The sequence below is a fragment of the Anaerocolumna jejuensis DSM 15929 genome, assembly GCF_900142215.1.
Lineage (GTDB): Bacteria > Bacillota > Clostridia > Lachnospirales > Lachnospiraceae > Anaerocolumna > Anaerocolumna jejuensis.
Map to the genome: position 1 here is coordinate 693,583 of NZ_FRAC01000006.1, position 26,548 is coordinate 720,130.

23 protein-coding genes are annotated in these 26,548 nt (G+C 41.2%); 6 read left to right on the forward strand and 17 right to left on the reverse strand.

The features are described from left to right. Positions 1–107 precede the first annotated feature (107 nt). The 8 genes from hemW to gpr all read right to left on the reverse strand — a co-directional run bounded on the left by hemW (position 108) and on the right by gpr (position 10,569). Positions 108–1,259, reverse strand: coding sequence for a radical SAM family heme chaperone HemW (gene hemW, locus BUB77_RS03105; protein ID WP_073272769.1), 1,152 nt, complete (start codon positions 1,257–1,259; stop codon positions 108–110). A gap of 482 nt (positions 1,260–1,741) precedes the next feature. Continuing rightward, positions 1,742–2,683: a sensor histidine kinase gene (locus tag BUB77_RS03115; RefSeq protein WP_073272773.1), complete on the reverse strand. Its 942-nt coding sequence runs from the start codon at positions 2,681–2,683 to the stop codon at positions 1,742–1,744. Positions 2,684–2,701: 18 nt separating this feature from the next. Continuing rightward, positions 2,702–3,481 (reverse strand): ABC transporter permease, encoded by a 780-nt coding sequence (locus tag BUB77_RS03120; protein WP_084123878.1) that lies wholly within the window; start codon positions 3,479–3,481, stop codon positions 2,702–2,704. Beyond that, complete coding sequence (locus tag BUB77_RS03125; protein ID WP_073272777.1) at positions 3,456–4,394, reverse strand: ABC transporter ATP-binding protein; 939 nt, start codon at positions 4,392–4,394, stop codon at positions 3,456–3,458. The genes BUB77_RS03120 and BUB77_RS03125 overlap by 26 nt, the downstream gene beginning before the upstream one ends. A 125-nt stretch (positions 4,395–4,519) precedes the next feature. After that, entirely contained in the window at positions 4,520–5,227 is a 708-nt protein-coding gene (locus BUB77_RS03130; protein WP_139241089.1) for a response regulator transcription factor, read from the reverse strand. A 313-nt stretch (positions 5,228–5,540) separates the two neighbouring features. Next, complete coding sequence (gene lepA, locus BUB77_RS03135) at positions 5,541–7,349, reverse strand: translation elongation factor 4 (protein WP_073272781.1); 1,809 nt, start codon at positions 7,347–7,349, stop codon at positions 5,541–5,543. A 186-nt stretch (positions 7,350–7,535) separates the two neighbouring features. Continuing rightward, the gene (locus BUB77_RS30375) at positions 7,536–8,894 is read right to left on the reverse strand and encodes a stage II sporulation protein P (protein WP_242962348.1); all 1,359 of its coding nucleotides are present in this window, start codon (positions 8,892–8,894) and stop codon (positions 7,536–7,538) included. Between the two features lie 766 nt (positions 8,895–9,660). Continuing rightward, the gene (gene gpr / locus BUB77_RS03145; protein ID WP_073272783.1) at positions 9,661–10,569 is read right to left on the reverse strand and encodes a GPR endopeptidase; all 909 of its coding nucleotides are present in this window, start codon (positions 10,567–10,569) and stop codon (positions 9,661–9,663) included. Positions 10,570–10,750: 181 nt separating this feature from the next. Between gpr and rpsT the strand changes: the two genes are divergently transcribed. Continuing rightward, the gene (gene rpsT, locus BUB77_RS03150; protein WP_073272785.1) at positions 10,751–11,014 is read left to right on the forward strand and encodes a 30S ribosomal protein S20; all 264 of its coding nucleotides are present in this window, start codon (positions 10,751–10,753) and stop codon (positions 11,012–11,014) included. Positions 11,015–11,095: 81 nt separating this feature from the next. Here the strand turns inward: rpsT and BUB77_RS03155 are convergent, their stop codons facing one another. Further along, positions 11,096–12,805, reverse strand: coding sequence for a methyl-accepting chemotaxis protein (locus BUB77_RS03155; RefSeq protein ID WP_170866566.1), 1,710 nt, complete (start codon positions 12,803–12,805; stop codon positions 11,096–11,098). Positions 12,806–13,175: 370 nt separating this feature from the next. On the opposite strand from BUB77_RS03155, the gene BUB77_RS03160 reads away from it, so the two are divergent. Further along, a complete protein-coding gene (locus tag BUB77_RS03160) occupies positions 13,176–13,802 on the forward strand; it encodes a superoxide dismutase (RefSeq protein WP_073272789.1) in 627 nt (208 codons plus the stop codon). 147 nt (positions 13,803–13,949) lie between these two features. Here BUB77_RS03160 and BUB77_RS03165 read toward each other — a convergent pair whose 3' ends face one another. Both BUB77_RS03165 and BUB77_RS03170 read right to left on the reverse strand, forming a co-directional pair. Continuing rightward, a complete protein-coding gene (locus tag BUB77_RS03165; protein WP_073272790.1) occupies positions 13,950–14,558 on the reverse strand; it encodes a glycerol-3-phosphate acyltransferase in 609 nt (202 codons plus the stop codon). 29 nt (positions 14,559–14,587) lie between these two features. Then, complete coding sequence (locus BUB77_RS03170) at positions 14,588–15,709, reverse strand: MGDG synthase family glycosyltransferase (RefSeq protein WP_073272792.1); 1,122 nt, start codon at positions 15,707–15,709, stop codon at positions 14,588–14,590. A gap of 210 nt (positions 15,710–15,919) precedes the next feature. Here BUB77_RS03170 and BUB77_RS03175 point away from each other — a divergent pair, with 210 nt between their 5' ends. Then, a complete protein-coding gene (locus BUB77_RS03175; RefSeq protein ID WP_073272794.1) occupies positions 15,920–16,921 on the forward strand; it encodes an Ig-like domain-containing protein in 1,002 nt (333 codons plus the stop codon). 91 nt (positions 16,922–17,012) lie between these two features. Here the strand turns inward: BUB77_RS03175 and BUB77_RS03180 are convergent, their stop codons facing one another. The 3 genes from BUB77_RS03180 to BUB77_RS03185 form a co-directional block, all read right to left on the reverse strand. Further along, positions 17,013–17,501 (reverse strand): J domain-containing protein, encoded by a 489-nt coding sequence (locus BUB77_RS03180; RefSeq protein ID WP_073272796.1) that lies wholly within the window; start codon positions 17,499–17,501, stop codon positions 17,013–17,015. A 571-nt stretch (positions 17,502–18,072) separates the two neighbouring features. After that, entirely contained in the window at positions 18,073–18,243 is a 171-nt protein-coding gene (locus tag BUB77_RS29740) for a hypothetical protein (RefSeq protein WP_170866567.1), read from the reverse strand. A gap of 85 nt (positions 18,244–18,328) precedes the next feature. Continuing rightward, positions 18,329–19,285, reverse strand: a complete 957-nt coding sequence (locus BUB77_RS03185) for an alpha/beta fold hydrolase (protein ID WP_073272798.1) — start codon at positions 19,283–19,285, stop codon at positions 18,329–18,331. 564 nt (positions 19,286–19,849) lie between these two features. Between BUB77_RS03185 and BUB77_RS03190 the strand changes: the two genes are divergently transcribed. Next, a complete protein-coding gene (locus tag BUB77_RS03190) occupies positions 19,850–20,494 on the forward strand; it encodes a peroxiredoxin (protein ID WP_073272800.1) in 645 nt (214 codons plus the stop codon). Positions 20,495–20,569: 75 nt separating this feature from the next. Here the strand turns inward: BUB77_RS03190 and BUB77_RS03195 are convergent, their stop codons facing one another. The 3 genes from BUB77_RS03195 to BUB77_RS03205 form a co-directional block, all read right to left on the reverse strand. Beyond that, positions 20,570–21,046: a DUF6803 family protein gene (locus BUB77_RS03195; protein WP_073272802.1), complete on the reverse strand. Its 477-nt coding sequence runs from the start codon at positions 21,044–21,046 to the stop codon at positions 20,570–20,572. 210 nt (positions 21,047–21,256) lie between these two features. Continuing rightward, entirely contained in the window at positions 21,257–23,368 is a 2,112-nt protein-coding gene (locus BUB77_RS03200; protein WP_073272804.1) for a glycoside hydrolase family 36 protein, read from the reverse strand. A gap of 31 nt (positions 23,369–23,399) precedes the next feature. After that, positions 23,400–24,233, reverse strand: coding sequence for a sugar phosphate isomerase/epimerase family protein (locus BUB77_RS03205; RefSeq protein ID WP_073272806.1), 834 nt, complete (start codon positions 24,231–24,233; stop codon positions 23,400–23,402). Between the two features lie 445 nt (positions 24,234–24,678). Here BUB77_RS03205 and BUB77_RS03210 point away from each other — a divergent pair, with 445 nt between their 5' ends. Both BUB77_RS03210 and BUB77_RS03215 read left to right on the forward strand, forming a co-directional pair. After that, the gene (locus tag BUB77_RS03210) at positions 24,679–25,623 is read left to right on the forward strand and encodes an AraC family transcriptional regulator (RefSeq protein ID WP_073272808.1); all 945 of its coding nucleotides are present in this window, start codon (positions 24,679–24,681) and stop codon (positions 25,621–25,623) included. Between the two features lie 109 nt (positions 25,624–25,732). Beyond that, entirely contained in the window at positions 25,733–26,479 is a 747-nt protein-coding gene (locus BUB77_RS03215; protein ID WP_073272810.1) for a MerR family transcriptional regulator, read from the forward strand. Positions 26,480–26,548 lie beyond the last annotated feature (69 nt).

Here is a 26,548-nt window from a genome sequence, read left to right on the forward strand (position 1 = left end):
AGCACTTAACTTTTCTTTTGTCAAGTGCTATTTTCAAATTTTTTCAAGGATTTTATTCATGATTCTGCTGTTTTTTTCAGGAAATTACTTTGCGGCAGCGGCTGTATTTACCCAATTTCACTGTCCAGCAAAAACCTTGCCATAACCGTATTGCTTAAATCAATTCCCTTGTCTGTCAGACAGAGCCTGTCACCGTTCTCCTGTAGCAGCCCTTCCTTTATGGAGCGGTCTAATTCTTCCTTATATATGTTCTCAAGAGTTACATGAAAGCTCTGCTGAAAAGCTGCCTTGCTGATTCCCCGGGTAAGCCGGAGTCCAAGAAACATAAATTCCTCCATCTGCTGCTTCACCGTAAGCACTTCCTGCTCCTTATCCGTCAGAGCATGGTCACCTGCGTTCCTTATATATTCTTCCAGATTATCTTCCTTGCGAAACCTTGTATTTTCTATCAGAGAGGATGCTCCAAGTCCCAGGCCGAGATAATTTTCCCTTATCCAATAGGAATTATTATGGCGGCATTCCCTTCCATCCCTGGCATAATTGGAAATTTCATAATGCCGGTATCCCCTGTCCTTCAAATAATGCTCCGTTTCCCAATACATCTGCCTGTCCAGCTCTTCATCCAAAGGAAGGGAACTGTATTTACGGTAAAAGTAAGTTCCTTCCTCCAGTATCAGACTGTAGGCGGATATGTGTTCCGGTTCCAGATCCGCCACCTTTTTTAAGGTGGACATCCAATCCTTAAGGCTTTGCCCCGGCAGGGAGGACATTAAATCCACATTGATGTTGTCAAACTTAAGCTCTCTGGCAAGGCAGTAGTTTTCGGCAAAGGTCTCATAGGTATGGATTCTTCCAAGGAGCTTTAACTCCCTGTTATCCGCTGACTGAAGCCCCATACTGATACGGTTGATACCTGCCTCCTTAAAAGCAAGAAGCTTCTCTCTGTCAACTGTACCCGGATTGGCTTCAATGGTAATCTCTGTGTCCGAATCCAGAAAAAATGTATTTCCTGCCGCTTCCATTATTCTTAGAATGTTTTCCCCGCTAAGACTTGTGGGAGTTCCTCCTCCCAGGAATATGGTCTTAACCAGATAGTCCTGTGCCCATTCCTTATAGCTGGTAATTTCATTTATCAGGGCATTCACATACCTGTCCTTGGTCTCTTTATCAGCCGCCGCAGAAAGGAAATCGCAATAAAGGCATTTTCTTTCGCAAAAGGGTATATGAAGATATAGACCTAAATTTTTCTTATTATTCAACAGACAGTACCTCCTTACTCTTCCTTGCTGTCAGTATATACTGTCAAGTCTGTCCGACAGCATAAATCTTTATATGTCGTATATTTTAAGTCTTATATATTAAGTCTTATGTCTTAAATCTTATGTCTTAAGCCTTATGTCTTATGTTATATATATATATCATCTGTTACCTCTAATAAAATCCGGCAGAAAGCACGGCTCCTGCCGGATAACAGCTATATTCCCTGACAGTTGTATTTCTTGTCATTTCTTTAAACAGAATTATAATAAGTAAGTATAACACGAAAGTATATGGATTCACAACAATCATAAGATTTATCAGTACATAAGATTTATCAGCACCGCAAACGTATGAAACTGAATTAAGGATACCCTGATAGAGGACCAGTGGATTGGTTTGGATTTTGCATTTAAAAAGCTCTTTATGACACTCAAGCCGCAAGTAACACAGCCACGAAAAACAGAAAACAGAGCAGCCTGGATTATTCCGGATACTCTGTTTTCTGCTTTTCGGAGGTGATATCATCAACAGGAAACTGCAGCTCAATGACAAACACCTCTTCTTCCAGCCAGGCTTTGACAGATGCCTTTTGCTTCTCGGCCAACAGCTTTATAATAGTAAGTCCCAGGCCGGAACTTCCTCTGCTCCTGGTAGCATCCCTGGTATAAAATCTGCCAAAAATCAGGTTAAGCTCTTCTTCCTTCATACCCTCCTGATCGTTTCTGAACTGGATATAACAGGTCCCTGCTTTACACTCCTGCTGTATTTCAAAAAATTTATTACAATATTTTAATGCATTTTGTATCAGATTCGTAAGTATTCTGTTAAGCTGTACCTTATCGGCAGCAATAAAGCACTCTGTTTCCTCCAGCTCAACCGCTACCTGAATATGCTTATCCTCGAATTCCCGGTAAAAGCCAAGGACCGTCTCACGGATGGTGCTTTGAACCGGTACTGTTTCCATTGTAATAGGATAATTTTTTCCTTCCAGCCTGGAAATATCATAAAAATTATCAATCAGGCTTTTAAGTCCCCTGGCCCTTTTTTTGATGATTTTCAGATATTCCTCTTTTTCCTTTTCTGAAATGTCCTCATCCTCCATCAGCTCAATATAGCCAAGTATGGAAGTCAGGGGTGTCCTTAAATCATGGGAGATATTTTCAATCTCTTTCCGAATTCCTTCTTCTCTTCGCTGCAGGCGGATTCTTTCCTGCTGCCTTGATTGGTATATACGGTTTATGCGGCGTAAAAGCTCCTCCATGCAATGACTGGTATCAGGATTCTTAAGCTGCCTGTTCTCCTCCGGCTGCTTTTCAATTTCGTCCATCTGTCCATTAACCGATTTCAGTATCAGTATCAGTGTGAAAAGCGAAACAGCCGGTATAATCCCTATGATACACAATCCTATACCCAGATAAATCATGTATGCCGCCCTTTCTGTCTACTTGATTTCTTTTTTTGAAAATATCAGATAACCTGCCAGAATCACCAATACCGACTGTATAATGCCTGCCAGCCAGTAATAATAGCCTGTTTTCTCATGCCATTGAAGTATAATATCCATTTTATTAAAGTCAATTTGTGTGTTATTTATCAGATTCCAGGGTAAAATCTGAGACAGCTTACGGAAAAATTCAAACCACATCCCCAGCAGATTGGATATCAGCGGTAAGGCTACCAGTAATCCCGTAATTGCCGCAATTGCCGACCCAATATTGTCTAACAGGAAGATAAAGCAATTGCTGGCACATATGGCAAAGATTAAAAGAGGGAAAAATAAGGCTGCCGTCTTTAAAAACAGGTTAATATTTACCTGCCCCGAATTTTCCAGCAGCAGGCAGGCACTTCCAATATGAATTCCGGAAATTATAACAAATGCAATAACGGCATAAACAATTTCAGCCATAAGCTTTCCAAAGTATAAAGTCCCCCGTGAAATACCATAGGAAATGCTGTTTTTCATAGTATGATTGCCATACTCGTTGCCGAATATCATGGAAGCTATCATAATGCACAAGAGGTAAATAGCTGCAAAGCTTGAATACAGGTTTCCAATCGAATACCGGGTAGTTGCATAGGGAAAGCTTTTATCCATATGCTTCACCACAGCCAGAACCACATTGGAGCTTAATAACAGCAGCGAACTAACCCCTATAAAGACATAGGTGCTTGATTTGTGGAAGATGCGGTAAAACTCACTTTTCATATATTGCTTCATCATCTTTACCTCCTACCAACTGCATAAAATAATCCTCCAGGTTCATTTCTTTAGGGGCAATCGATCTTAATCCGATACCGTTTTCCACAGCCATCTGGCTGATAAGCTCCGGCTGATTAAGATATTCAAAAATATGAAGGCTGTAATCGGAGGTCACCTTATAAGCGTGACAGCCTAATTTTGTTTCCAGCAGCGCAGCCATACGTTCCGCCTTATCAACCTTAACCTCCAGGTATTTGCCGCACTCCTTCAGCAGTTCTTCTTCTGACAACTGTTTTATCAGTTCTCCCCTGTCAATAAAGCCATAACAGGTAACCAGATTCGTCAATTCCGTTAATATGTGGCTGGAAATAAGTATGGTAATCTTCTTTTCTTTATTCAACTTCAGTAAGAGATTCCTTATTTCCACAATTCCGAAGGGATCCAACCCGTTAATCGGTTCATCCAGCAGCAAAATCTCCGGTTTGTTCATCAAAGCCAGGGCAAGTCCAAGCCTTTGCTTCATCCCAAGCGAAAAATTCTGGAACTTCTTATTCCCCGTATCTACCAGGCCAACCTCCTCCAATGCCTCCTGGACACACCGCTTGCCCGGTATTCCCCTTTGTATTCTGTAATACTCCAGATTCTCTCTTGCCGTCATATAGGAATAAAAGCCGGGCTCTTCAATGATAGCACCGATTCTTTTTCTTCCTTTACTTAATCCCTCTTTTGAGCTTTCCCCGAATAAGGATATACTTCCTGCTGTTAGAAACGCCTGGCCGGTCAATATCCGTAGCAAGGTCGTCTTACCGGCACCGTTTTTTCCTACCAGCCCGTAGATATCTCCCCGCCTTAATCCAAAATTAATATTACTTAAGGCCTTTGTATTCTGGTACTCCTTTGACAGGTTTCCGGCTGCTGCAATAATTTCTGCCATCCTGATCTCCTTTCCCTTTGTAATGATTGCCGTTTCTTAATACCGGCTTACATATAACAGCTTAACAAAAAGGATTAAAGATGTACTTAACCAAACTTAAAGAAAGTATAAAGAAGAGACATTCCTTATTTATTATCAATCTTAAATCCAATGCCCCAGACCGTCTTAATATAGCTTTCATCATCAAATTCCTTTATTTTTTTGCGGATATTACTGATATGCACATTAATGGTATTATCCTCACCGTAATATCCGGAATTCCACACTTCCTGGTACAGCTGCTCTTTGGTATAAACGCAGTCGGGATTTTTCATTAAAAAACAGAGAATATCGAATTCATAGGCCGTCAATTCCACGGGATTATCCTTCACCAGCACCTCCCGTGAGGAAGGCTTCAGAACAAGCTGCTTCAGCACATAATCTGCCTTTGACAGGCTGTTTGCTGCCGTATTTGCCGTTGCTGTTGAAAGCCTGCTCCTTCGGAGAAGGGCTTCCACCCTGGCCAGGACCTCTTCTCTTTCAAATGGCTTGGTCATATAATCATCGGCTCCGGCCTTTAGCATTCCTACCTTGTCCTCCAGGGAACTCTTTGCAGATATTATAAGAACAGGCACATTGGACTGCCCGCGTATTCCATCCATAAGCTTTTCCCCTGTAATTCCCGGTATCATAAGGTCCAGTATAATCAGGTCATAGGTATTCATAGACAGCAAAAGTCTGGCCTCCGTCCCGGAAAATGCCCCGGCAGTCTTATAATTTTCCTTCTCCAGATACCGCCTGACTATAAGGTTGATATCCTCATCATCCTCCACTACCAGTATGTTAGCCTCCAAGATATTTTCCTCCCTGTTAACCGATGTTTTTTCTATTGCCTATATTAATAAAAAATTTTAATATCCTTGAAAAAAACTCCTCTGCCTTTGCCACAGCAGAAGAGTTTTCATTTTAAAAGCCACGCATTTTGCAAGTTTACTAGTGAAACTGCCATCAGCTCCCATTGCATATCGTAAGCTTGTTTGTGATACTGCTTAAATAAAAAGATTAAAAATGCGTTGCATTTTTCAATCCAGCTCCCATTGCATGCCACATCTGTTTGCAGATGCGGCACTGCCATAAATCAGGATGTGAAATGCTTTTTATTTCACACTAATCCTCATCTAACTTCAGGACACTCATGAATGCCTTCTGTGGTATCTCAACATTACCTACCTGACGCATACGCTTCTTGCCTTCCTTCTGCTTCTCAAGGAGCTTTCTCTTACGGGATATATCGCCGCCGTAACACTTGGCAAGTACGTCCTTTCTCATAGCTTTTACCGTTTCCCTGGCAATGATCTTACTTCCGACTGCTGCCTGAATTGGAATTTCAAAGAGCTGTCTGGGTATCTCTTCCTTCAGCTTCTCACACATTTTCCTGCCGCGCTCATAAGCAGATTCCCCATGTACGATAAAGGAAAGCGCATCCACTTCTTCCTTATTAATGAGGATATCCAGCTTCACAAGCTCTGACCGGACATATCCTTTCACTTCATAATCAAAGGATGCATAGCCTTTGGATCTGGATTTTAAGGCATCAAAAAAGTCATAGATAATTTCATTCAAAGGAAGTTCATATTTTAACAGCGCCCTGGTAGTTTCCATATATTCCATGCCAAGATAAATACCTCTTCTTTCCTGGCATAAATTCATAATGGCGCCGACAAATTCCGTCGTCACCATAATTTCCGCACTTACCATGGGTTCTTCCATATACTCAATTTCGGAAGGGTCGGGTAAATTGGACGGATTGGTTATCTCAAGTACCTGTCCGTCGGTTTTATGAACCTTATATACTACACCCGGAGCTGTTGTTACAATGTCCAGGTTATATTCTCTTTCCAGTCTTTCCTGTATGATTTCAAGATGCAAAAGTCCCAGAAAACCGCAGCGGAATCCAAAGCCCAAAGCCGCAGAGGTTTCCGGCTCGAATTGGAGTGCCGCATCATTTAACTGGAGCTTCTCCAGCGCATCCCTCAAATCAGGATATTTGGCACCGTCTGCCGGGTACATACCGCAGTAGACCATGGAATTTACCTTTTTATAACCGGGAAGTGCTTCTTTACAGGGGTTATCCGCATCTGTTACCGTATCTCCGACTCTGGTATCCCGCACATTCTTAAGGCTGGCTGTAATATATCCTACCATACCGGCTGTCAGTTCTTCACAGGGAATAAACTGACCTGCTCCAAAGGTTCCGATTTCCACTACTTCGGCACTGGCTCCTGTTGCCATCATTTTGATGTCAGTTCCCCTTGTAATCTTTCCTTCCACTACACGGCAGAATATGATAACGCCTTTGTAGGAATCATATTTGGAATCAAATATCAGTGCCTTTAAGGGAGCATTCACATCACCTTTGGGCGGAGATATCTTTGATACGATCTGCTCCAATACTTCTTCAACATTGGTTCCCATCTTGGCGGATATTAAAGGGGCATCCTGTGCCTCCAGGCCGATTACGTCTTCGATTTCTGCCTTTACCCTCTCTGGCTCGGCACTGGGAAGGTCTATCTTATTAATAACAGGCATGATATCCAAATTATGGTCAAGTGCCAGATATACATTGGCAAGGGTCTGGGCCTCGATTCCCTGTGCGGCATCTACGACCAGTATTGCTCCCTCACAGGCTGCCAGGCTTCTGGATACCTCATAATTAAAATCCACATGTCCCGGCGTATCAATGAGATTAAAGATATATTCTTCTCCGTTCTTCGCCTTGTAGACGGTCCTTACCGCCTGGGCCTTTATGGTAATGCCTCTTTCCCGCTCCAGTTCCATATTGTCCAGAACCTGAGCCTGCATTTCCCTGCTGGTAAGTAACCCTGTCTTTTCTATAATACGATCCGCAAGGGTTGATTTGCCGTGATCTATATGAGCAATGATGCAAAAATTGCGAATATTGCTTTGTTCAATCATTTATGTTCCTCCTGCCAATATAAAATAATCCCTTTAATACCCATGCATACCGCAAGCTCTCCTGCGATTCTGCCAAAACAATATTAATCTTTTTTCAAACCTTTTAAATTCGGTCAATATGGGTATTATAGCATATCAGACTGGCAGTGACAAGAATTTTGAATACTTAAGTCCGGTAATCCTCCGTTAATTTTTTCCGGATAATACCTGATTTAATACTTCAGCCAGGTATTTCATAGAATTTTTCTCTTCTGCCACGGTATTATTGCTGGTCCCTACTTCCGCTAGCAGCGATTTTTCACGCAGATGCAGGTTAAAGCGGAAGCCCTTTAGATAATTCTTATACATATATCCCGGAAACAATTCCCTTCCCTTAAGCTGAAGCTGCAGACTAAAAGCTAAATTTGCCTGGAGATAGGGATTATACAGGTTGGCAATATCCTCATTCTTGGAATTTCTGCTCAGCCCATTAAACAGCATCACATTGGCGACCTTCTCGCCATTTATGGTGACAGCCCTCTTATTGCCGCCATCCCTATGCAAATCAATTAATACCTCTATGGTAGGATTCTTGTCAATAATCTTGGTCACACCATCCTTTGCATAATTATAAGCCAGATTACGGTCCAAATATCCCCCCATCATATCATATTTCGTTTTATCATGAATAACATTATACCCATAGGTCTTCTCCAGAAGATCGGTCAGTACATTTCCTACCCCGACAACGGTATCCTCCTCTGCTCCTTCCCTGCTGTCGGCAAAAGCCTCCTGGGAGTGGGTGTGGTAAATCAGTATCTGCGGCTTGTCTGCTTTTGCTTTTAATGTCATATCTTTATCCAAAAGCTTTTTTGCATCAAACAGGGATTCCTTAATGGATGTGCTCTTATCCAGGATATAAAAATTATTATATAAAAAAGCTTTGTTTTCAAGCTGGTTCAGCGTATAGTGCTCACCGCTGCCCGAACTGACCGCCTGCTTCGCATAGTCATCCATCGAGCTGGTATCTTCATTTTCCATGTAGAATTCACCGTTTATAATGTCAACGGGAAGCATGGTGCTGCTAATGCCCTGTGATTCCGTTTCGACTGCCCCATCATCTGTCCCACTGTTTGCAGCAGTTTCTTCGCCTGCCGCTCTTGCTCCCTGCATAATTAAGTTCAAATATTCGGTCGGTCCCATAAGGGTATGATTATTTGTCGTATAAAGAAGAGGATTGTTTTCTATGTACTGCCTTTCACTGGTGGTATCCGCCCTGGCTACGTATTCGTTTATAGGAAAACTATGTATGATTCCGTTAAAAGCATATCCGCTGCTGTCTCCGTTTGTATATTCCACGTAGTGCAGCAGAGGGCTGTGTGTTTCCAAAACATAATTAGAAAGAACCGTTACAAATTTTTTCTTTAAAGACTCACTCGATTTCGCCAGACTGTTATTGCCGAGTACATTGATTCCCTTAATCAGTACTGTAAAACTTAGTATTAGTATAATTGTCCATAATGTCATAAAGAAAAATCTTTCAGCCTTATAGCGATATCTTCTCATAGCAAACTCCTCATAAAGTATTAAGTATTAAAAAGTAACACCTTATTTATCATATGCTTCACATTTTTATCTGATAACATTTCCAGGTTATTTTAAGAAAATTTTAAGACATGCTCCGTATTCCAGAATAAAACAACCTATTTTCCCCCAAATTTCACAGCATCAGGATAAGGTTATGAGATAAGATTTTAGGATAAACTAAAAAAACTATGGCTATCCTATAAGATTGCCATCCGGTAAGCTGTAGTTTCTTCCTAATACAATTATCTTTGAAATTCAATTTAAACAGAAACAAATTATAATTAACTTAAATATCAAATCCTTGATTCAGGTGGTATAAATTAGCCTTAGCTTACCTCTATGTATTCTCCAGGTACACATTCTATAAACATGCTATTCTGACACCCGAATAATTCTTAAATGATTATCAGCAAATGTCCTGCTTCAATATAACAACAGGCAGTTTGCACAAAATAGAAAGTTTCCTGCGCCTATGGAAATGTATTAGAAGTCCTTTTCTCTGAAGCTTTTGTGCTATATCCTCAAACAGATTGTTTGAGCGTAGCGAGTTATCTGTTTGATGATATGTCCAGCACAAAAGCTTCAGAGAATTAGGACTTCTTATACATTGGAATGAAGCAGGAAGCTTTCTATTTTGTGCAAACTGCCGTCCCCTTTTGAAAAACTAACCTTTTGCCAATCAAACCATTCTTATCTATAAATTATATAAACATCCTATTTATAAAAACCATCTTCATAAAAATTATTATACAAAGCTTTGGTTTAAAGCCTCAGAAACTGTATAGCTGATTTGTTTAACCGCTTCATCAATGTTTTTAGGCGTTACAAACAAATTACGCATGCTCTGCTCACCAAGTTCACTGGTAAACTGATTAATCTCCTGTTCTTTAAACCCCTGCCCCTGCATAAACTGCTCCATGGAATCCATTACAATGGTGGCCGCATCCACAACCGTAGGAATACCTAAGGCTATCGTATCGACTCCAAGGCTTTCTTTGTTAAGTGCCTTTCGGTTATTGCCAACTCCTGACCCCGGGCTGATGCCGGTGTCCGTTATCTGGATTGTCTTATTGACCCTGCTTACACTTCTTGCAGCCAGTGCATCTATCACCACGACCAATTTCGGTTTGGTCTCCTGAATAATTCCCTTTAAAATCTCACTGGTTTCCATACCTGTCTGGGCCATGACCCCCGGTGCTATGGCACTGATATTTCCCATCTTATTCTTAGTAAGAAACTCGTCTCCATATTCTTCCTTCAAATGCCGTGTCACCAGAAGATTATCCACTACCTGGGGGCCAAGTGCATCGGGAGTGACCTCTCTGTTACCAAGCCCTGCCACCAGGATTTCTTTTCCGCTTACTTCACCGGCCATTTGTCTGATATACTTGGCGACCTCCTTGGCTATGGGTTCCTGAAAGCTCTCATCCTTCACATCAAGATTTGCAGCCTCTATTGTAATATAGGTACCAATCGGTTTTCCCATGGCTTTGGAGCCTCTCTCATCCTTGATCGTAACTGTCGTTACCTTTACATCCCTTTTTTTATTGTATTCTTCTTTTAACAGGACTCCCTGTATTTCAACATCGTCCTCGGGAAAAGTTTCCCTGGCTTCCAATGCCAGGTCAGTCCTTGGCATATTTAATTTACCCATTGGATATAATTCCTCCTTCTATGTTCTTGTTATTTATTTTTTGCATATTTTTTGAATTTATGTATTGACATAGGTTAGGCTTTATAATACTATATAATGGTATGTTTACATTAGAACGTCCGTGTCCGGATTTAATGAAACAAAGAATCAAAATTTAAATATAGTTGTGGAGGTGTACGATTTGGCTAACATTAAATCTGCTAAGAAACGTATTTTAGTGAATGAAACAAAAGCGTTAAGAAATAAGGCTATCAAGTCTAAAGTTAAGACTACAATAAAGAAAGTAGATGCCGCTGTGGCTGCCGGTGACAAAGAACTTGCTAAGACAAGCTTACTTGCTGCTATTTCTGAGATTGATAAAGCAACATCCAAAGGCGTTTATCACAAGAATACTGCTTCAAGAAAAGTTTCCCGTTTAAGCAAAGCTGTTAATACTCTTGCTTAGGAAATAAGAATCTGAAACCAACCCATTCAGATTTATAATAAATAGAAAAAGAGAGCCGGCTGCTAAGCAGCCGGCTCTTTTCTATTCTTTTACTTTGAAAACGGAAACTGCTTTATGAAGGCTTTCCGCAATCATTGCCTGATTCTGTGCCATTTTAGACATGTCTTCGATTGACTTCGAGGTTATGTCCATTCGTTTTAATATTTCTTCCGAGCTTTGCGCTGTTCCTTCCATATTACCTGCTATACTTTGGACTACACTGCTGATTTCTTCCGTTGATGCATTAAGCTCCTCCGACATGGAGGCCGTATCCTGGGAAAGTCCATTTACATAGATAGCATCTTTCTCATAGCTTTCACCGGTTTCAATAAATAAATCATAGTCCTCGCGTACCCTGTTATCTACAAACTGCAATACTTCCCTTGAATTCTCAGCCAGATCATTTACTGAGCTGATGACCTTTCCCACAAGCTCTGCAATATCCTTTACATAATTGGTGGACTGCTCTGCCAGACTTCTTATTTCATCGGCAACCACAGCAAAGCCTCTGCCGTGTTCCCCTGCCCTTGCTGCCTCAATTGCCGCATTGAGGGATAAGAGGTTTGTTTGTTCCGCGATGGAAGCAATGGAGCTTGCAATTATGGATATTTCCTCCACTACTTTGGATTTTTCAATGGACTGCTGTATCTTCTCTTCCTTTTCACTATATAGTTCATCTGCCAGCTTTCTGGATTTCACTCCGTTATCTTTGATGCTTACGGCACGGTCTTTAATCTCCAAAGAGTGCATGCTGCCATCGGAAGAATTGGTTGCAAGCTGGGTTACGCCGGAATTGACCTGATCTATGGTTGCCGTGAGTTCTTCTGTGGCGGTTTTCACATCCAGGATTCCGCTTACAATGTTTTCTGTGTTGGAGTTAATGGCCGTAAAGGTAGTTGAAACCTCCTCGATAGCGGCAGAAAGCTGCTGGCTGGAGGCTGCTACTTCCATGGTCTTATCCATAATATCCGACACCGTATTTCTCATTCTTTCCTGAGCCTTTCCCATAGACAGAAGCATCTTTCCAAATTCGTCATTGCTTCTGGAGTGTACCTTATAGGTCAGGTCTCCGTTTTCCAAAGCCTGGGCAAAGAGTAATCCCGTTTTTAAATTCTTTGTTATGAGGAAGGAAATAGCGAAACCAAATCCCAAGGCTGCAAATCCGCCAAGGACAGAGAATAAAATTGTGACAAAGCTTACCTTGTAAACGCTGTCTTTATTCTCTTTATTTTTGCTTTCCGCTATTTTCTGGTTCGTTCCAACCATTTTGTCCAGCTGTTCCTGCATTGTAAGCCTGCTTTTTTCATTTTCTGCCAGCATGCCTTTTGCCATGGTATTGTTGCCTTGAGACACATATTTAAGAATTTCTTCCCTGGAATCTCTATATTTGGTAAGCTCATCCTTATAGGTATCCCATGCATTTTTATTATCCGCTTTCAGAAGATTCTTTTCATAGCCGTTCATTAACAATGTATTCTTTGTTTTCAGATTATCAATCAGAGGAATTATTGTATTTGTCGTCGCCATATCCTGAGCATATACCACCTCCAATAAATAAGCTTTAATCTGCAGGTTATTCTCCTTAATCTGATGCAGAATGTCAATGCTTTTCAGGTTATAGCCGTACATGTCTTCGCCATTCTTTGAAACCCTGTTCACACTGGTGGATGCTATAATTCCAGTAGAAATAACGAATACTAAAATAATGAGAAAGCTGAGTATCAGCTTTACCCTGACTGATAGATTTTTCAATAGCTTCATAAATAAATTTAATATATAGACAGCTTAACTGCTTCCTATATATTTCTCCTCCTACGTAATTTATTATCTTCTGTCAATATTACTTTATTAAATAAATAATTTCAAGTTTAATTAATTTGAATTTGCCTGTCAATAACAAAACTGCCATATTAAGAATAATTTTTTTTACTTTGATAAAACTTTATAAAATATAGTAAGAAAGGCATATATCTTTGCTTTGAAAATAAGTGAAATAAAAAATTATTAAATTTTAGAAAATTGTATTGCATTAAATTAATTAATGTGGCATAATGTAATCACATTAAATAATATTAATTCTCATTATCATTAAATATACTATTATAAAAAGGAGTGACTGATTATGTTTAAACAAGTAGATTTAAAATATGACTTTAACGCACTGGAGCCTCACATTGATGAGCTTACGATGGTGACTCACTATACAAAGCACCATGCCACATACACAAATAATCTGAATGCTGCCCTGGAAAAGTCTCCGGAGCTTGCAGGCAAGTCCATTGAAGAAATCTTCCTTTCTCTCTCAGACATTGCAGATGAGGCACAAAAGAATGCCCTGAGGAATAATGGCGGTGGCTTCTATAACCATAATCTTTATTTTTCAAGCCTTTCTCCTAAGGGAGGCGGAGAACCGGATGGTGAACTGGCAGAGCAAATCCGGAAGGACTTTGGCAGCTTTGATGCACTAAAGGAAAAGCTTTCCCAGGCCGCAGCTGCAAGATTCGGCTCCGGATGGGCATGGCTGTCAGCTGATAAGAACGGAGCCTTACAGGTGAGCTCAAGCCCCAATCAGGATAACCCTATTATGGAAACAAAGGGTGAATGGATTCCTATTCTTGGAATTGACGTATGGGAACATGCCTATTATCTGAAATATAAGAATCTGCGTGTTGATTATATCAAATCATTTTTTGAGATTGTTGATTGGAAAGAAGTTGCTTCCAATTATAAAAAAACCAGTAACAGATAATACCCAAAGAGGTTAACAGGAAATAAATCCAGTGGAGCATCTCCTTCCATATTAATACAGGGATGCTTCACTGTTTTTATTTATCCATAATGTACTGCAACTACACTTTTCTTCACTCTTCCCTGTCCATTTGCTTCTCCTATGTAATTAAACAACTCTTTTTCTGAATAATGAAATTTCAAGGCTCTCTGTCATATGCTTCTGATAATGCCGGTACAAAACAATGGCCGTTATGACTACACAGCCCGCTGCAACCGCTCTGATATCAATAAGCAGCAAAGCCGATACACCAAAGCACAAAAAGGTGACGATGCTCTTGCAGGAATCCGGGCTTATTCGGATAACACAGGAAAAGAGCAGGTAAAAAAATACCAATAGGGATAAGGGCGTAATAATAGGAAATAATCCCATCAGCACTCCAAAGGTCACTGCTATTGCCTTTCCCCCTCTTCCATGGCGGTACAGCGGATATGCGTGGCCTAAAACCGGGGCTGCCATGACCACTGCAAAAACATTATTACTGACATCTAAAAACTGTGTACCCAGGAATACCGGAAGAAAGCCCTTTAACAGTTCTAAGATAAGTACTTCCGTACCAACCACTTTGCTTCCGTATTTAAAAGCATTATGGGTTCCGGGATTTTTATCATCGCTGATCTCTGTAATGTCCACATCATATAATATTTTAGGCAAAAAATAAGCAAACAGGATACTTCCGCAGCAGTAGCCTGCTGCTATGAATAACAGATATCTCATATAAGCTCCTCCCCTTAAATATTCCGATATTAAGAATTAACTACCATCTCCTCCAGTAAACGGCTGATATCCGAAGGGGCCTCCATCTTGGCATAATGCCTTTGGGCAGCAAGCATCTGCTCCCGATAATCCCTGTCATTTACCAGCCTCTTTCCCAAATTAATCTGCTCTGAAATCCCCCTTGGTGCCACTGAAATTCCTCTTGGAACAAAAAACTTCAGGTTATCTATTTCACAGCCGGGTATGGGTGCCGTATGAATCAAAGGTTTATTCTTTATAAGGACCTCCGTGGAGGAAAGTCCCCCCGGTTTTGTATATATTACATCGCAGGCATCCATATACAGAGATACTTTGCTGGTAAACCCTATGATATGTACATTTTTGCTTTGCTGAAAATCCCGTTTCAGAGTGCTTTTTAAAAACTCGTTGGTGCCGCAGATAACAATGACATGTTCTCCGCCGGTACAGCATTTGATCAGCTGTCTCGTAAATCTTCTGATCTTTCCAAAGCCCATACTTCCGCCCATTATCAGATATATGGGTTTATCCTCCGGCAATTTTAACATCCTTCTTGCCTTCTTTTTGTCTAACTTTTTATAAAATTCCATTCTTACCGGAATTCCCAGGGGATATAACTTTTCTCCGGGGATACCCTTTGATGTAAAATTCTCTGTGAGCTCTTCATGGGGTATGACATAGGCATCACATAATGTCTCTTCCCAAAAAGGACTCCAGGTGTAGTCCGTCTGTACCGATACCACCTTCTGTTTTAACATCCCCTTTCTCTTCATATAGGTCAGGGTTTCACCTGCATAAAGGTGGGTAGCCACAAGGATATCAAAATCCGGGTGTTCTTCTAAATAGTTATTCAGGTATTTTGCCATGCCGGCATTTGAGTAATAAACGGGAGATTTTCTGTTTGGTGAAGATATTACGGCTCCTGCCTTATAGAAAAGATGGAATATATGCGGTGCATATTTCGTTGATAATATATAAGCTCTGCTTATTTTCCTGTCATGCTTTACACCTGCCAGTTTCATAAATCCAAGTACCACAGCATTATGTCCATGCTCTGTCAGATATTCACTAATTGCCTTGGCTGCTGTGTTGTGTCCTTCTCCTGTATTACAGGTTAAGATTAATACCTTCATGGAAACACCTCACGCTCTTTATTTTTTTCAAAATAAACGACTCCTGGCATCTGTATGCAGGTGGAAAGAAGCCATGTAGATATTGTATCAAAGTTTACATAAAAAATAAAGTAAAATAATAGGGATTCCCCTATTTACAAATATACTGCCGGATGTTACAATTACGTTAGTTTGCTGTAATTTTTTTCCTCTGTCCATAGGAGGAATCAAATGTCATCTAGTAAGAAAATCCTAATATCCATTCTTTTATGCACCGCTCTTATATTTCTGCCAGCCACGCAGCTTCAGGCTGATACCTTTGACACAATACCCTTCGTAATAATATCGGAATACAACACTACCCTTAATATCGGTGATGAATTTCAAATATATGCCGTCACCTCCAACGGAAGCCTTCCGACCTTTAAAAGCAGTAATTCTAAGGTTGCTTCTGTCAGCACTTACGGAAGCATAACCGCTAAAAGTGCCGGAACAGTAACGATAACAGCTAAAATCAATAAAGCTGAGGCAGCCTGCAGGATTACTGTCCGGAAAACAACCGTTGACATACAAGCCTCAAAGACTTCCATCGAAGCAGGTGAAACCCTCACCCTTTCTGCCCAAACTTCCAACAGCTCTCCGGTTATCTGGAAAAGCAGTCCAAAAAGCATCGCTGTGATAGATGAAAATGGTGTGGTCACCGGTAAAAAACCTGGCAAAGCCACTATTACAGCCACAGCAAATAAAAGCACTGCCAGTATAACCATCACCGTGAAAGCTCCCCTTATCTCACTTAACCGGACAAGCCTTTCCCTTTACCGGGGGCAGACCTTTCTGCTGTCCGCCGTGGTTTCCTCCAAGTTGACCCCCAGCTGGAGGACCAACAAAAAGAGTGTCGCCACAGTAGCAGAAAACGGCCTGGTTACCGCACAAAAACATGGTACTGCTATTATCACCGCTGTTGTAAGCGGAGTAACAAAAACCTGCACCATTAACGTAAGACAGCCGGAAATCACCTTTGACACCTATAATATCACCATAAAAAAGGGAGAACAGAAAAAGCTCAATGCAGCAGTATCCTCCGGCAATACTCCCGTCTGGTCTTCCAGTAACCTTAATGTGGCATCTGTTGACGCTTCCGGTAATATAACAGGTATGCAAAAGGGGAAAGCCTACGTCTATGCCGCAGAGGACGGAATTAAAATACGCTGCACCGTCAATATAACAGAATAATATGGTAATTTAAACAAAGTTCAGGAAGAGGAAGAATTACAGCAAACAAAAAACAGGCATGCAATTACGAATAACTGCTGCCTGCCCTATTTTAATTATCTTTTAGATGCAAGGAGTCCATCTGCTCCAGTAGTTCCATGAATTTCTCACTGTTTCCGCCTGCATCGGGATGATATTCCTTGGCAAGCTCCCGAAAGCGCTTCTTAATCGTCCTGGCATCGGCATCAAAGGAGAGTCCCATTTTCATAAGAATATCCGGATTATAAAGGCTGTTGTCCAGTATTCCTGTTTCCTGGAATATCTTATAATAAACAGCATAATAATACTGGCTTATTACTTTCTTAATATCCTCTCTGTCCATTGCCAGTAAATCCTTCATATTAAACCTTGCCTTACGGCAATTATCCTGGAGGCAGAAAAATTCATCCCATACCAGTGCTTTTGGAAGGCTCTTTTGTACTGCACGGCCTTTATGATCAGTGCTGCTATCATATTGATGGAATCTTAATTTTAGTTCCATCTTTTTAAGATTTCGTATCTTACGTTTTATATCCCCTTCGCTACAATAACAATCAGACACTTTTTATCCTTCTTTCCAAAGATCACAACGGCACATAGGTGTGCCTGAATAGGCTTCAGTTTGTATTAAGGGTTATTATAGCATAAAAAATCACATTTATAAAGACGTTTCAGATGAAGCTTGCGGATTGTAATAAGGGAGGAAAAGGGGGGATTGTGGGAACGGACGATGATTTTGGCTTACCTTTTGTTATTTTCTCGTTCGGGGTTCCAAATTCCACTAAAATGCCGGCAGCTGTTCCTGGCAGGTGAAATTATACCAAACTCGCTGGAAGGTTGTATTTGTGCAGAGCTGTGAGCTCAGACAGTGGTATAATTTTACCTAGGAACAGCTGCCGCCATTTAAGTGTCATTAGGGAACTCCTCAATAGAAAATTACAAAAGGTAAGCCAAAATCATCTGGGGGTTGGCAATAGACCCTTGGACAGTTGTTGTTTTGATTGGTCTTATAGGGTTTTGGACACGGCAAATGCATGAGACCAAATAATGGATATACACAGATGACCAAGGGGGGTGTTTGGGAGATTTGTCTCAAGAGGTTCCTTATGACACTTAAGCGGCAGGAAACGTGACTAGGTAAAGCAATGCCACTGTTTGAGCTTGATAGCTAACACAGCCATAATTGTTACAGCGAGTTTGGCGTTGCTTTGCCTGCCAGTCACGTTTTCTGCCGCTTTAGTGGAATAAGGGTTCTCGCGTAACAAAACTCCCAAACAACCCCCTTGGTCATCGTCCGTTTCCATAAACTTCCTTCAAGCGTTTATCGTGGATGAACCCCTGAAAAGTCCGGGCTTTTAGCCTTCAGTATTCTAATTTCTTCCGATATAGCTATTTCATAAAGAACTGCATGACCTTATCACTTATTTCCGGTAAAAACTCGTGCCCGTAATCCGGATAAATAATATGCTCCTTCTTAGCGGTTATCTTATTATAGGCTGCGTACTGTGTGGAAGGAGGACAGATAGTATCCATTAAGCCGGTGATAAATAATACCTCCCCCTTAATTCTGCCTGCCAGGTTCTGTATGTCAATGTAGCCAAGCTTTGTAAAGATTTCTTCTTCCCGCTGGTGAGCAGGATCAAACATCCTGAAATACTGCCTTATTTCGGCATAGGCATCCTTTGCCAGATCCATATCCCAAACCCTCTTATAATCGCTTAAAAATGGATATGTGGGGGCAAGCTTACTGATTCTTGGCTCTAAAGATGCACAGGCAAGGGTAAGTGCCCCGCCCTGGGAGCCGCCCATGGCATATACCCTGCCGGGGTCTACATCCGGCATGTTGATGGCAATATCTGCCAGCTCTGCCGTATCCAGAAAGATGTGCCTGAAAAGCAAATTATCCGCCTCGTCATCAAGTCCTCTGATGATATGCCCATCCAAGGTATTTCCCTTCACACCGCCCACATCCTCTGAATGACCGCCCTGGCCCCGGCAATCCATTGCAAAGACAGAGTATCCAAGAGCCGCGTAATTAAGCTTATCACTCCAATCACCTGCATTGGAGCTGTAGCCATGGAAAATCAATACCGCCGGATGCTTGCCGGAAGCATTCTTAGGGCGCAGGTATTTCACATGAATCCTTGCACCTCTGACCCCTGTAAAGTACATATCAAAGCATTCGGCATAAGGCACCTGAAAGGCTGACGGAGTCAGTTCTACATTGGGATTTACCGACTTCATTTCTCCTATGGCCCTCTCCCAGTATTGTGCAAAATCTTTTGGACGCGGATTTACTCCCTGATAATTTCGTAATTCTTCTAAAGGCATGTCTATAACAGGCATGGCATGATCCTCTCTTTCTCAATTAGTATTATTTTATTCTTAGCTTTTATTTAAGCTTTTTACTTTCATCAGCTTTTAGCTTTCATAGGCTTTCAGATTTTGTACTAATCGGCTTTCTGCTCTCATTAGCTTTCGGCTTTAATTAATTTCAAATAATTTACTTTTATTTTTTTGATTCAGCTTTCAACAATCAGCCATTAAGTATTAGCTCTTAACTCTTTCCTGAACATTATCAGCTCCTAATTATCGGCTCATAGACATTAATACCTAGCAATTAAGATTTAAATAGTATCTCTTATCTAATTTTAAATGAAAATACGAAAACTTTCAAAGCTTATTTTCACAATCTTTTCAAAAGTACTTCAAAGAATGGACACATTTGAACGATATACTAAGTACATAAGATAACAACAAGGTTCACTACCTTGCTAACATATACTTTTTCATAATTGAGGAATCTGCACATGCAGGTTCCTCCTCCTCGTTTTATTGGGAAATCATTAACATATCCCTTCTGTTGTCATATAGTATTATAAACAATTATCAGGTAAATAAAGCATATTTATGAATATTACCATTGGTATGAAGGCTCCTGATTTTACTGCTATGACAACCTTCGGACAAATGAATCTGTCCGATTACAAAGGGCTCTGGGTTATTCTATTCTCACATCCTGGTGATTTTACACCGGTATGTACAACTGAATTTATTGCTTTTGCACAGGCAAATGATCAGTTTGAAGATTTGAATGCAAAACTGATCGGGCTTAGTATTGACAGTAACCCTTCCCATCTGGCATGGGTAAATCAGATTTATACTCTGACCGGTATTCAGATACCTTTCCCGATTATTGCCGACCGCATGGGTGACATTGCAAACCTCTACGGAATGATAGCTCCCGGGGTCAATAAACAGGAAACCGTCAGAAATGTATTCTTCCTTGACCCTGAGCAAATGGTTCGTGCCATATTAGTTTATCCTTTAACTAACGGGAGAAATATCTATGAAATCCTGCGCCTTTTAACTGCCCTTCAAACGACGGACAGATGTAAGGTTGTCACTCCGGCAAACTGGGAGCCTGACATGCCTTCTATGGTTCCGCCGCCGGGTACCTATGACCAGTTAATCCAACGTACCAATAACCCACAGGATATGGGACTAAGCTGCATGGATTGGTTCTGGTGCTATAAAGACTCCAATTGCAAATAAAACAGTTAACTTAAGCCGTGCGGCAATTGTTCTATCACAGCACGGCTTAAGCTTTATTTCTTTATGAAGATAATGCTACATTTTCATTATTAATAAATCCGGGTTCAGCATACCAAATATCATGGCAATATGAGCTACAACAAGGAAAATACCAACAAATACAGCATGGAGCTTTAACTTGCCGGTTTCATCCCGCTTCTTTCCAATCAAGCCTGTTTCAAGTAAAAACATTCCCATAAAAGGAATTACACCTGAAAGATAGAACCCAACTGCAATAACGTCCGCCGGTCCTCTCCACCCACCTGATGTTGTAAGAGGTATAACGGCATTTATAAACAAATAAATAAAAATTCCAAGAAAATAAATACCTGCAAAGATACCTGTAGCTTTACTTACCTTCTTTGCCGCTCCTGTCATATTCCTTGTAAACAGGATAATCATTTCCGTTATGGCAAGAGTCTCTGCACAAATGACGGGAACTGCCATAAAGATAAGCAGCTGCCAGGGCTGATTGGTTGCCAGCAATTCCATGTAATGAGTCATAGCATTCATAAAATTGATATTCTCCCTCTGTTTTTTATTTGTAATCCAACTATAATTCGGATGACATAAATCAAAGCCATGTTTTATTGAGGTCAACTTATGACATCCAAATCAGTAATTAGATTCTATAAAAAAGATATGGAGATATGATGGAGATTAAAATATATTTTCAGATGGACCCGCTTTAAAAACAGTATCCTATTCCAAGCCAGCTTTATTCTAAAGAAGGGTTATTTCAAATAATCTGGCGGTAAACTGCTTGGGCAATATTACAGTAAGGGTCTGATTGATACCGTTCCAGCTATAGCTGCATTCTTCGTAGCCTGGATACACACATTTAACGGAACAATTCCTGCCATTTGTATATTCTATCGGAAGAGTACAAGTCTCCTCTTCACTGTTTCTTCTCCATACTGCCACATAGAGCTTATCTTCTGTCCGGAGTCCCAGGCTCACCCAGGTATCTGAGAATTTTGATAAGCCCAAAGGCCAGAAGGGCAGGGATTTTCTGATATCCTGGCGAATGGATTTATAATAATCCAGGGCTTCTTTTACAAGCTCCCTTCGCTCTTTCTCGATATGACCTAAGTGACCGCTTTGATGTATACGAAGCAGCATGGCATTTATCATGTTAAATACCACTTCCTCCTTATCCCCATGGGTTAACGGATAGGACCAGATGGCCGACTGTTCAGGGGTCAGTCCTGAGGGGGAATTGGCAGCTATTGTAGCATAACGGCGGTAATCTTCCTGATCGCTGGTGGACTGTATGGAATACCTGGACAGCATTGCATAGTCAATCCGAAGTCCGCCGCTGGAACAGTTCTCAATGATAAGCTCAGGGTATTTTGCAAATATCGAATCCAGCCAGGCAAGATAAGCCCTTTCATGGCCTAATAAGCCGTCACCGATACTATCGGCGTACAATTCCGTACCGATTCCCGGCTCTATATTATAATCCATCTTAATATAGCCGATGCCATATTCAGAAATCAGCCTGTCGATAACACTGTTTGCATAGTCTATGACCTGGGGATTCCTAAAATCCAACTGATATCTGGAACGGTCATACACCTTTTTGCCATGGCGCACAAAAAACCAATCCTCCGGAACCTGTTCCGCTTTAGGACAATTAATACCCATTACCTCTAATTCCAGCCATACTCCCGGAACCATCCCTTTGCCTCTTATATAATCTGTTACCTCTTTTAACCCATTTGGAAACCGCTCCCTTGATTCCTGCCATTCACCGACATTATCCCACCAGGGTCCGGCTGAATACCAACCGGCATCAATACAGAAATACTCACAGCCGGCATCCTTCGCCGCATCAACCAAAGGAAATTCTTTTTCCGCTGTGGGATTTCCCCATAAGCAGTTCATATAATCGTTAAAAATAATTGCAAGACTTTCATTATCTTTATTGGGTCTTCGGATGATTCTGCGGTATTTTGTCAGCTCTCCCATAGCACTATCAAAATTCCCGCAGCTGACACCAACTGAAACAGGAACACTGGCAAAGCTGTCCCCCGGTTTTAAGTCCTTATACCAGTGGGATTCCGTCTCCGTAGGACCGCTGAGAGCCAGGTATAAATGGGCTGCCTGGTCTGAAATCTCCCAATGCCAGGAGCCATTATGCTCAATCTGCCAGAAAAGATTTGTACCGGTTTCCGTATTCTCTAAATATGCCATAGGAAGATATTCCTTTGCAGACCAGTTACCGGTATTGGTAATTCCTACTGCCTTCGAGGAACGCTGCTCCACATCCGGCTGGGATTGGCTGATGCCTAACTGCTCCAGTGTATAGGTCTGCCAGTCCAGCTCTCTTTGCCAGGAATTATGCGGAATCTTTAAGGACATTTTCTTATCTCTTGGAAGTATCCCTTCCTTTTCAATCCCGGTATAATGAAAGGAGGATATATAGGTTAAGGTCTGTGTTTCCCTGCCTTTATTCAGTACCTCACTCCAGGAACGGATTACGGAAACTTCGTCATAGAACTGAATATGGCTTGTTACATAAATCCCGGTTTCTTCGTCAAAGGTTATGAATTCAAGCTTTCTGCCCAGATGATTACGGTAATCCTTATGGCTGTCATACTTCATCCGGCAGCCCGGTGCTGTTACTATATATTTTGTCCCGTGCCGTTCAAAGGGTCGGTCAAGACCGGCAATATCCACTTCTACTAAATTAAATCTTCCTTCCATGCTTTTGGACTTAATGGCAGCCTGGTTAAAGGGAAGTGCTGAAAAATGCAGCAGCTTTAATTGCTGGTCTTCCGTTATTTCAAGTACCATATGGATATTATTTTCATAAATTGTAATAAAACTCATAAGATTCCTTTCCTTTCTTTTTTGGATGATATTATTGGGCCAGCAGCCAGGCTGCCGACTTTTGCATATCTTCTAACTGATGACGGGAACCGAAGTGTTCTATAATAAACGTCATGTCCCCCCTGTTTTGCTTTCCTGCATTTTCTTTTACTAAGGAAATCAGCTGTTTCATTGGAATATCGCCAAAACCTACCGGTGATGAATACATGGCACGGCCCTTTACTGTAAGCTTTGGCTCTTCACCGCGTTTGGGTGTAAGGGAACGGTCCTTGCAGTGCACAATACCAATATACGGTGCCAGAAGCTCAAAGGCTTGTATTACGTCTTCCTCGGAATACAAAAAATTCCCGGTATCAAAGGCGCAGGTCAATCCCGGTACCTGCTTCAGAAAAGCTAATAACTGGCCTGCCGTGGCAAAGGGTGCTTTTATGTCATCAAAATCCTCCATTGCTACCGTGATGCCCTTTTCCCGTCCGATGGCTGCCAATTCCCTCACAACAGCCATCATATTTTGGATTTCTTTTTCCGCCCTCTCCTTCTCCAGGCCTTCCTCTATAAATCCGGGTATGATAAGTACACTTTTGGCACCGATTCCCACAGCCTGATCAATGAAAGCAGCACCCGGAAGATAATCTGCCTTTTTTCCAAAATCAAAAAATCCATATACTCCATTTACAGCAAGCCCTTCCGAAGCCAGCTGCCTGTATATTCTTTCACCTTCGCCTTCCTTGTCCAATAACCGCCCATAATCAAGCTCGACTCCATCAATCTGGCTGGACTTTACTATTTTTAGAACCTCTTCTACCGAAAGGTTCTCCTGGGCTGCCGCTTCCAGGATATGTTCATAAAAAACGGATATATACATACAGAACCTCCTTTAATCAATGCTAATTCCATGCATATCACAAGTCTGCTTGCGATACTGCTTAAATAGAAATCTGAAAAATACAACGCATTTTTACACTAAACTATAACTATCTTTCCTTAATAAACAGATTTAATACAAAAGCTTAAAGTACTTTCTTCTGATATTCTTTTTCTTATGAATATAGTGTATAATATTTAAAATCACAGGAGGGAAGTCATTATATATACAGGCTTTCATATGTAAGATATTCTGACATTTTATAATTACTATATATTACTGCCTTCGGTATTGGCGAATACCAAAGAAGAATGCATTTTTAAACTTACTATATGGGCAGTATCAGATATGCATGGCAGTTAGTGTGAATTATTGAGAAGCATAATTCACACAAGATTGCGCCTGCGAAATCCTCGGCCCAAAGTTTGCAGGCTGTGAGAAAGGCATGGTTATTAAGATGAAAAAGGACAGAAGCTTTTGCTTATGGAATAACGACAGCATTGAAACCAGGTGGCTTCGGCTGAAGCGCTACTATTCCTTAAATGTAACGATTTATGAAATGGCTCCTCATGCCCACAACGAAATGGAAATTATGTATGTGACTTATGGAGAGTGTGAAATCACCTGTATTGACAGAGAGGGAAATTTCCGCACACAAAAATTGAAAAAAGAGGATTATGTTATAATTGATGCCGGCGTATTCCATACCCTTTCCGTAAGACGTGACGGCTTTTGCAGGATACTTAACATGGAAATTTTATTGGAGCAGGCAGCAGGGGATTTCAAAATCGGTGACCTGCTTCAAAGGTCTGGCGGCCTGAAGGCTTTTCTGAATAAAGGCGAAGATTATTCCTTTCTATCGGATAAAAATAACGAGATGCTGTTCCTCATTGAGTATATACAGCATTACAATAGTTCAAAACTCAATAAAGCGGAAAGCAGTCTGGCACTGAATTATTATCTTGCCCAATTTGTACTTATACTGGCAAGGCATTCGGATGCCAAAGAAAAGGGCTCAAAAGGAAACCGTTATGTAAAAAAGGTCAAAGAGTTCCTGGAGCAGAATTATGACAGTGATATCCGTATCAGCATGATAGCTGAAAAGCTGAATGTTTCCGAAGCTTATCTGCAGCGCCTGTATAAGCAGACAGAAGGAGAAAGCATCATCCGCACACTGCAAAGAATAAGGATGGAAAAAGCAAGCGTTCTGCTGACCAACAGCAAACTTCCTGTTATTGATATTGCGGTTTCTGTGGGTATTAACAGCCGGCAGCATTTCAGCTATGTCTTTACAAAGGAATTTGGATGTTCTCCGAAGGATTATAGAAAAATGAAGGGTTATTCTGAAATGTATGAGGGCTTCGGCAAGTTTAACTTTAAAGGACATTAGCCATGGCAGCCTGCCGAAACCAAATCAAGTAAAAATAACCCTCCACTATAACACCAGACTTTTATCAGCTGATAGAATGGAGGTACAAAGCGGGAGGTGACAGGAGCGTATGAGGACTTATAAAACAGCAGAAATAGCACACAGCATCGGAATCCATCCTAACACAGTCCGGCTATACGAAGAACTTGGACTGATTCCCAGACCGGAACGGAAGGCAAACGGCTACCGTGTTTTTACAGATTTCCACCTGGAGCAGATTAAGCTTGCAAGGATTGCCTTAAAGGCAGAGGTGTTGCAAAATGGTCTGAGAAAGCAGGCAATTGATATTATCAAGACCTCTTCCTCCGGAAATTTTAACAAAGCCATCAGCCTGACTGAGCATTATTTGCAGCAGATAAAATCAGAGCAAAAAAATGCTGAAGAGGCTATTGCAATTACCAGAAGGCTGCTATCGGATAATAAACCCCAAACGGGCAGTCTTACTTTAACAAGAAAAGAAACGGCTGCTCATCTGCATATTTCCATGGATACTTTAAGAAATTGGGAAATGAATGGCTTGCTCACGGTGAAACGAAAGCAGAATGGTTACCGCATTTATACCGAAGAAGATATCCGGCGGTTAAAAATCATACGTTCCCTGCGTTGTGCCAATTACTCCCTTTCAGCGATTTTACGAATGCTAAATGCTTTATCCAATGACCCTGAGGCAGATATACGGGAAATAATTGATACTCCCAGGGAAAACGACGATATTATATCGGTATGCGATAAGCTGCTGTCTTCATTGCAGTACGCCAAACAGAATGCACAGACAATGCTTATACAGCTTGAGAAGATGAAAGGGCAATTTACCTAACAGCCATGCCTTCCCAGCTCGCCGCAAGATTTGGCAGAGGATTTCGCAGGCATTTGTGTGAAAATTGCA

Excerpts from the sequence above, each read along its gene's own strand:
- BUB77_RS29740 (WP_170866567.1), bottom strand. The coding sequence starts at position 18,243 with ATGGAAACGGACGATGACCAAGGGGGTTGTTTGGGAGTTTTGTTACGC.
- BUB77_RS03200 (WP_073272804.1), bottom strand. The coding sequence starts at position 23,368 with ATGAGTTTTATTACAATTTATGAAAATAATATCCATATGGTACTTGAA.
- BUB77_RS03125 (WP_073272777.1), bottom strand. The coding sequence starts at position 4,394 with ATGGCAGAAATTATTGCAGCAGCCGGAAACCTGTCAAAGGAGTACCAG.
- BUB77_RS03160 (WP_073272789.1), top strand. The coding sequence starts at position 13,176 with ATGTTTAAACAAGTAGATTTAAAATATGACTTTAACGCACTGGAGCCT.
- BUB77_RS03210 (WP_073272808.1), top strand. The coding sequence starts at position 24,679 with ATGGTTATTAAGATGAAAAAGGACAGAAGCTTTTGCTTATGGAATAAC.
- BUB77_RS30375 (WP_242962348.1), bottom strand. The coding sequence starts at position 8,894 with ATGAGAAGATATCGCTATAAGGCTGAAAGATTTTTCTTTATGACATTA.
- BUB77_RS03170 (WP_073272792.1), bottom strand. The coding sequence starts at position 15,709 with ATGAAGGTATTAATCTTAACCTGTAATACAGGAGAAGGACACAACACA.
- gpr (WP_073272783.1), bottom strand. The coding sequence starts at position 10,569 with ATGGGTAAATTAAATATGCCAAGGACTGACCTGGCATTGGAAGCCAGG.
- lepA (WP_073272781.1), bottom strand. The coding sequence starts at position 7,349 with ATGATTGAACAAAGCAATATTCGCAATTTTTGCATCATTGCTCATATA.
- BUB77_RS03215 (WP_073272810.1), top strand. The coding sequence starts at position 25,733 with ATGAGGACTTATAAAACAGCAGAAATAGCACACAGCATCGGAATCCAT.
- BUB77_RS03195 (WP_073272802.1), bottom strand. The coding sequence starts at position 21,046 with ATGAATGCTATGACTCATTACATGGAATTGCTGGCAACCAATCAGCCC.
- BUB77_RS03115 (WP_073272773.1), bottom strand. The coding sequence starts at position 2,683 with ATGATTTATCTGGGTATAGGATTGTGTATCATAGGGATTATACCGGCT.
- BUB77_RS03205 (WP_073272806.1), bottom strand. The coding sequence starts at position 24,233 with ATGTATATATCCGTTTTTTATGAACATATCCTGGAAGCGGCAGCCCAG.
- BUB77_RS03185 (WP_073272798.1), bottom strand. The coding sequence starts at position 19,285 with ATGCCTGTTATAGACATGCCTTTAGAAGAATTACGAAATTATCAGGGA.
- BUB77_RS03190 (WP_073272800.1), top strand. The coding sequence starts at position 19,850 with ATGAATATTACCATTGGTATGAAGGCTCCTGATTTTACTGCTATGACA.
- BUB77_RS03165 (WP_073272790.1), bottom strand. The coding sequence starts at position 14,558 with ATGAGATATCTGTTATTCATAGCAGCAGGCTACTGCTGCGGAAGTATC.
- BUB77_RS03120 (WP_084123878.1), bottom strand. The coding sequence starts at position 3,481 with ATGATGAAGCAATATATGAAAAGTGAGTTTTACCGCATCTTCCACAAA.
- BUB77_RS03175 (WP_073272794.1), top strand. The coding sequence starts at position 15,920 with ATGTCATCTAGTAAGAAAATCCTAATATCCATTCTTTTATGCACCGCT.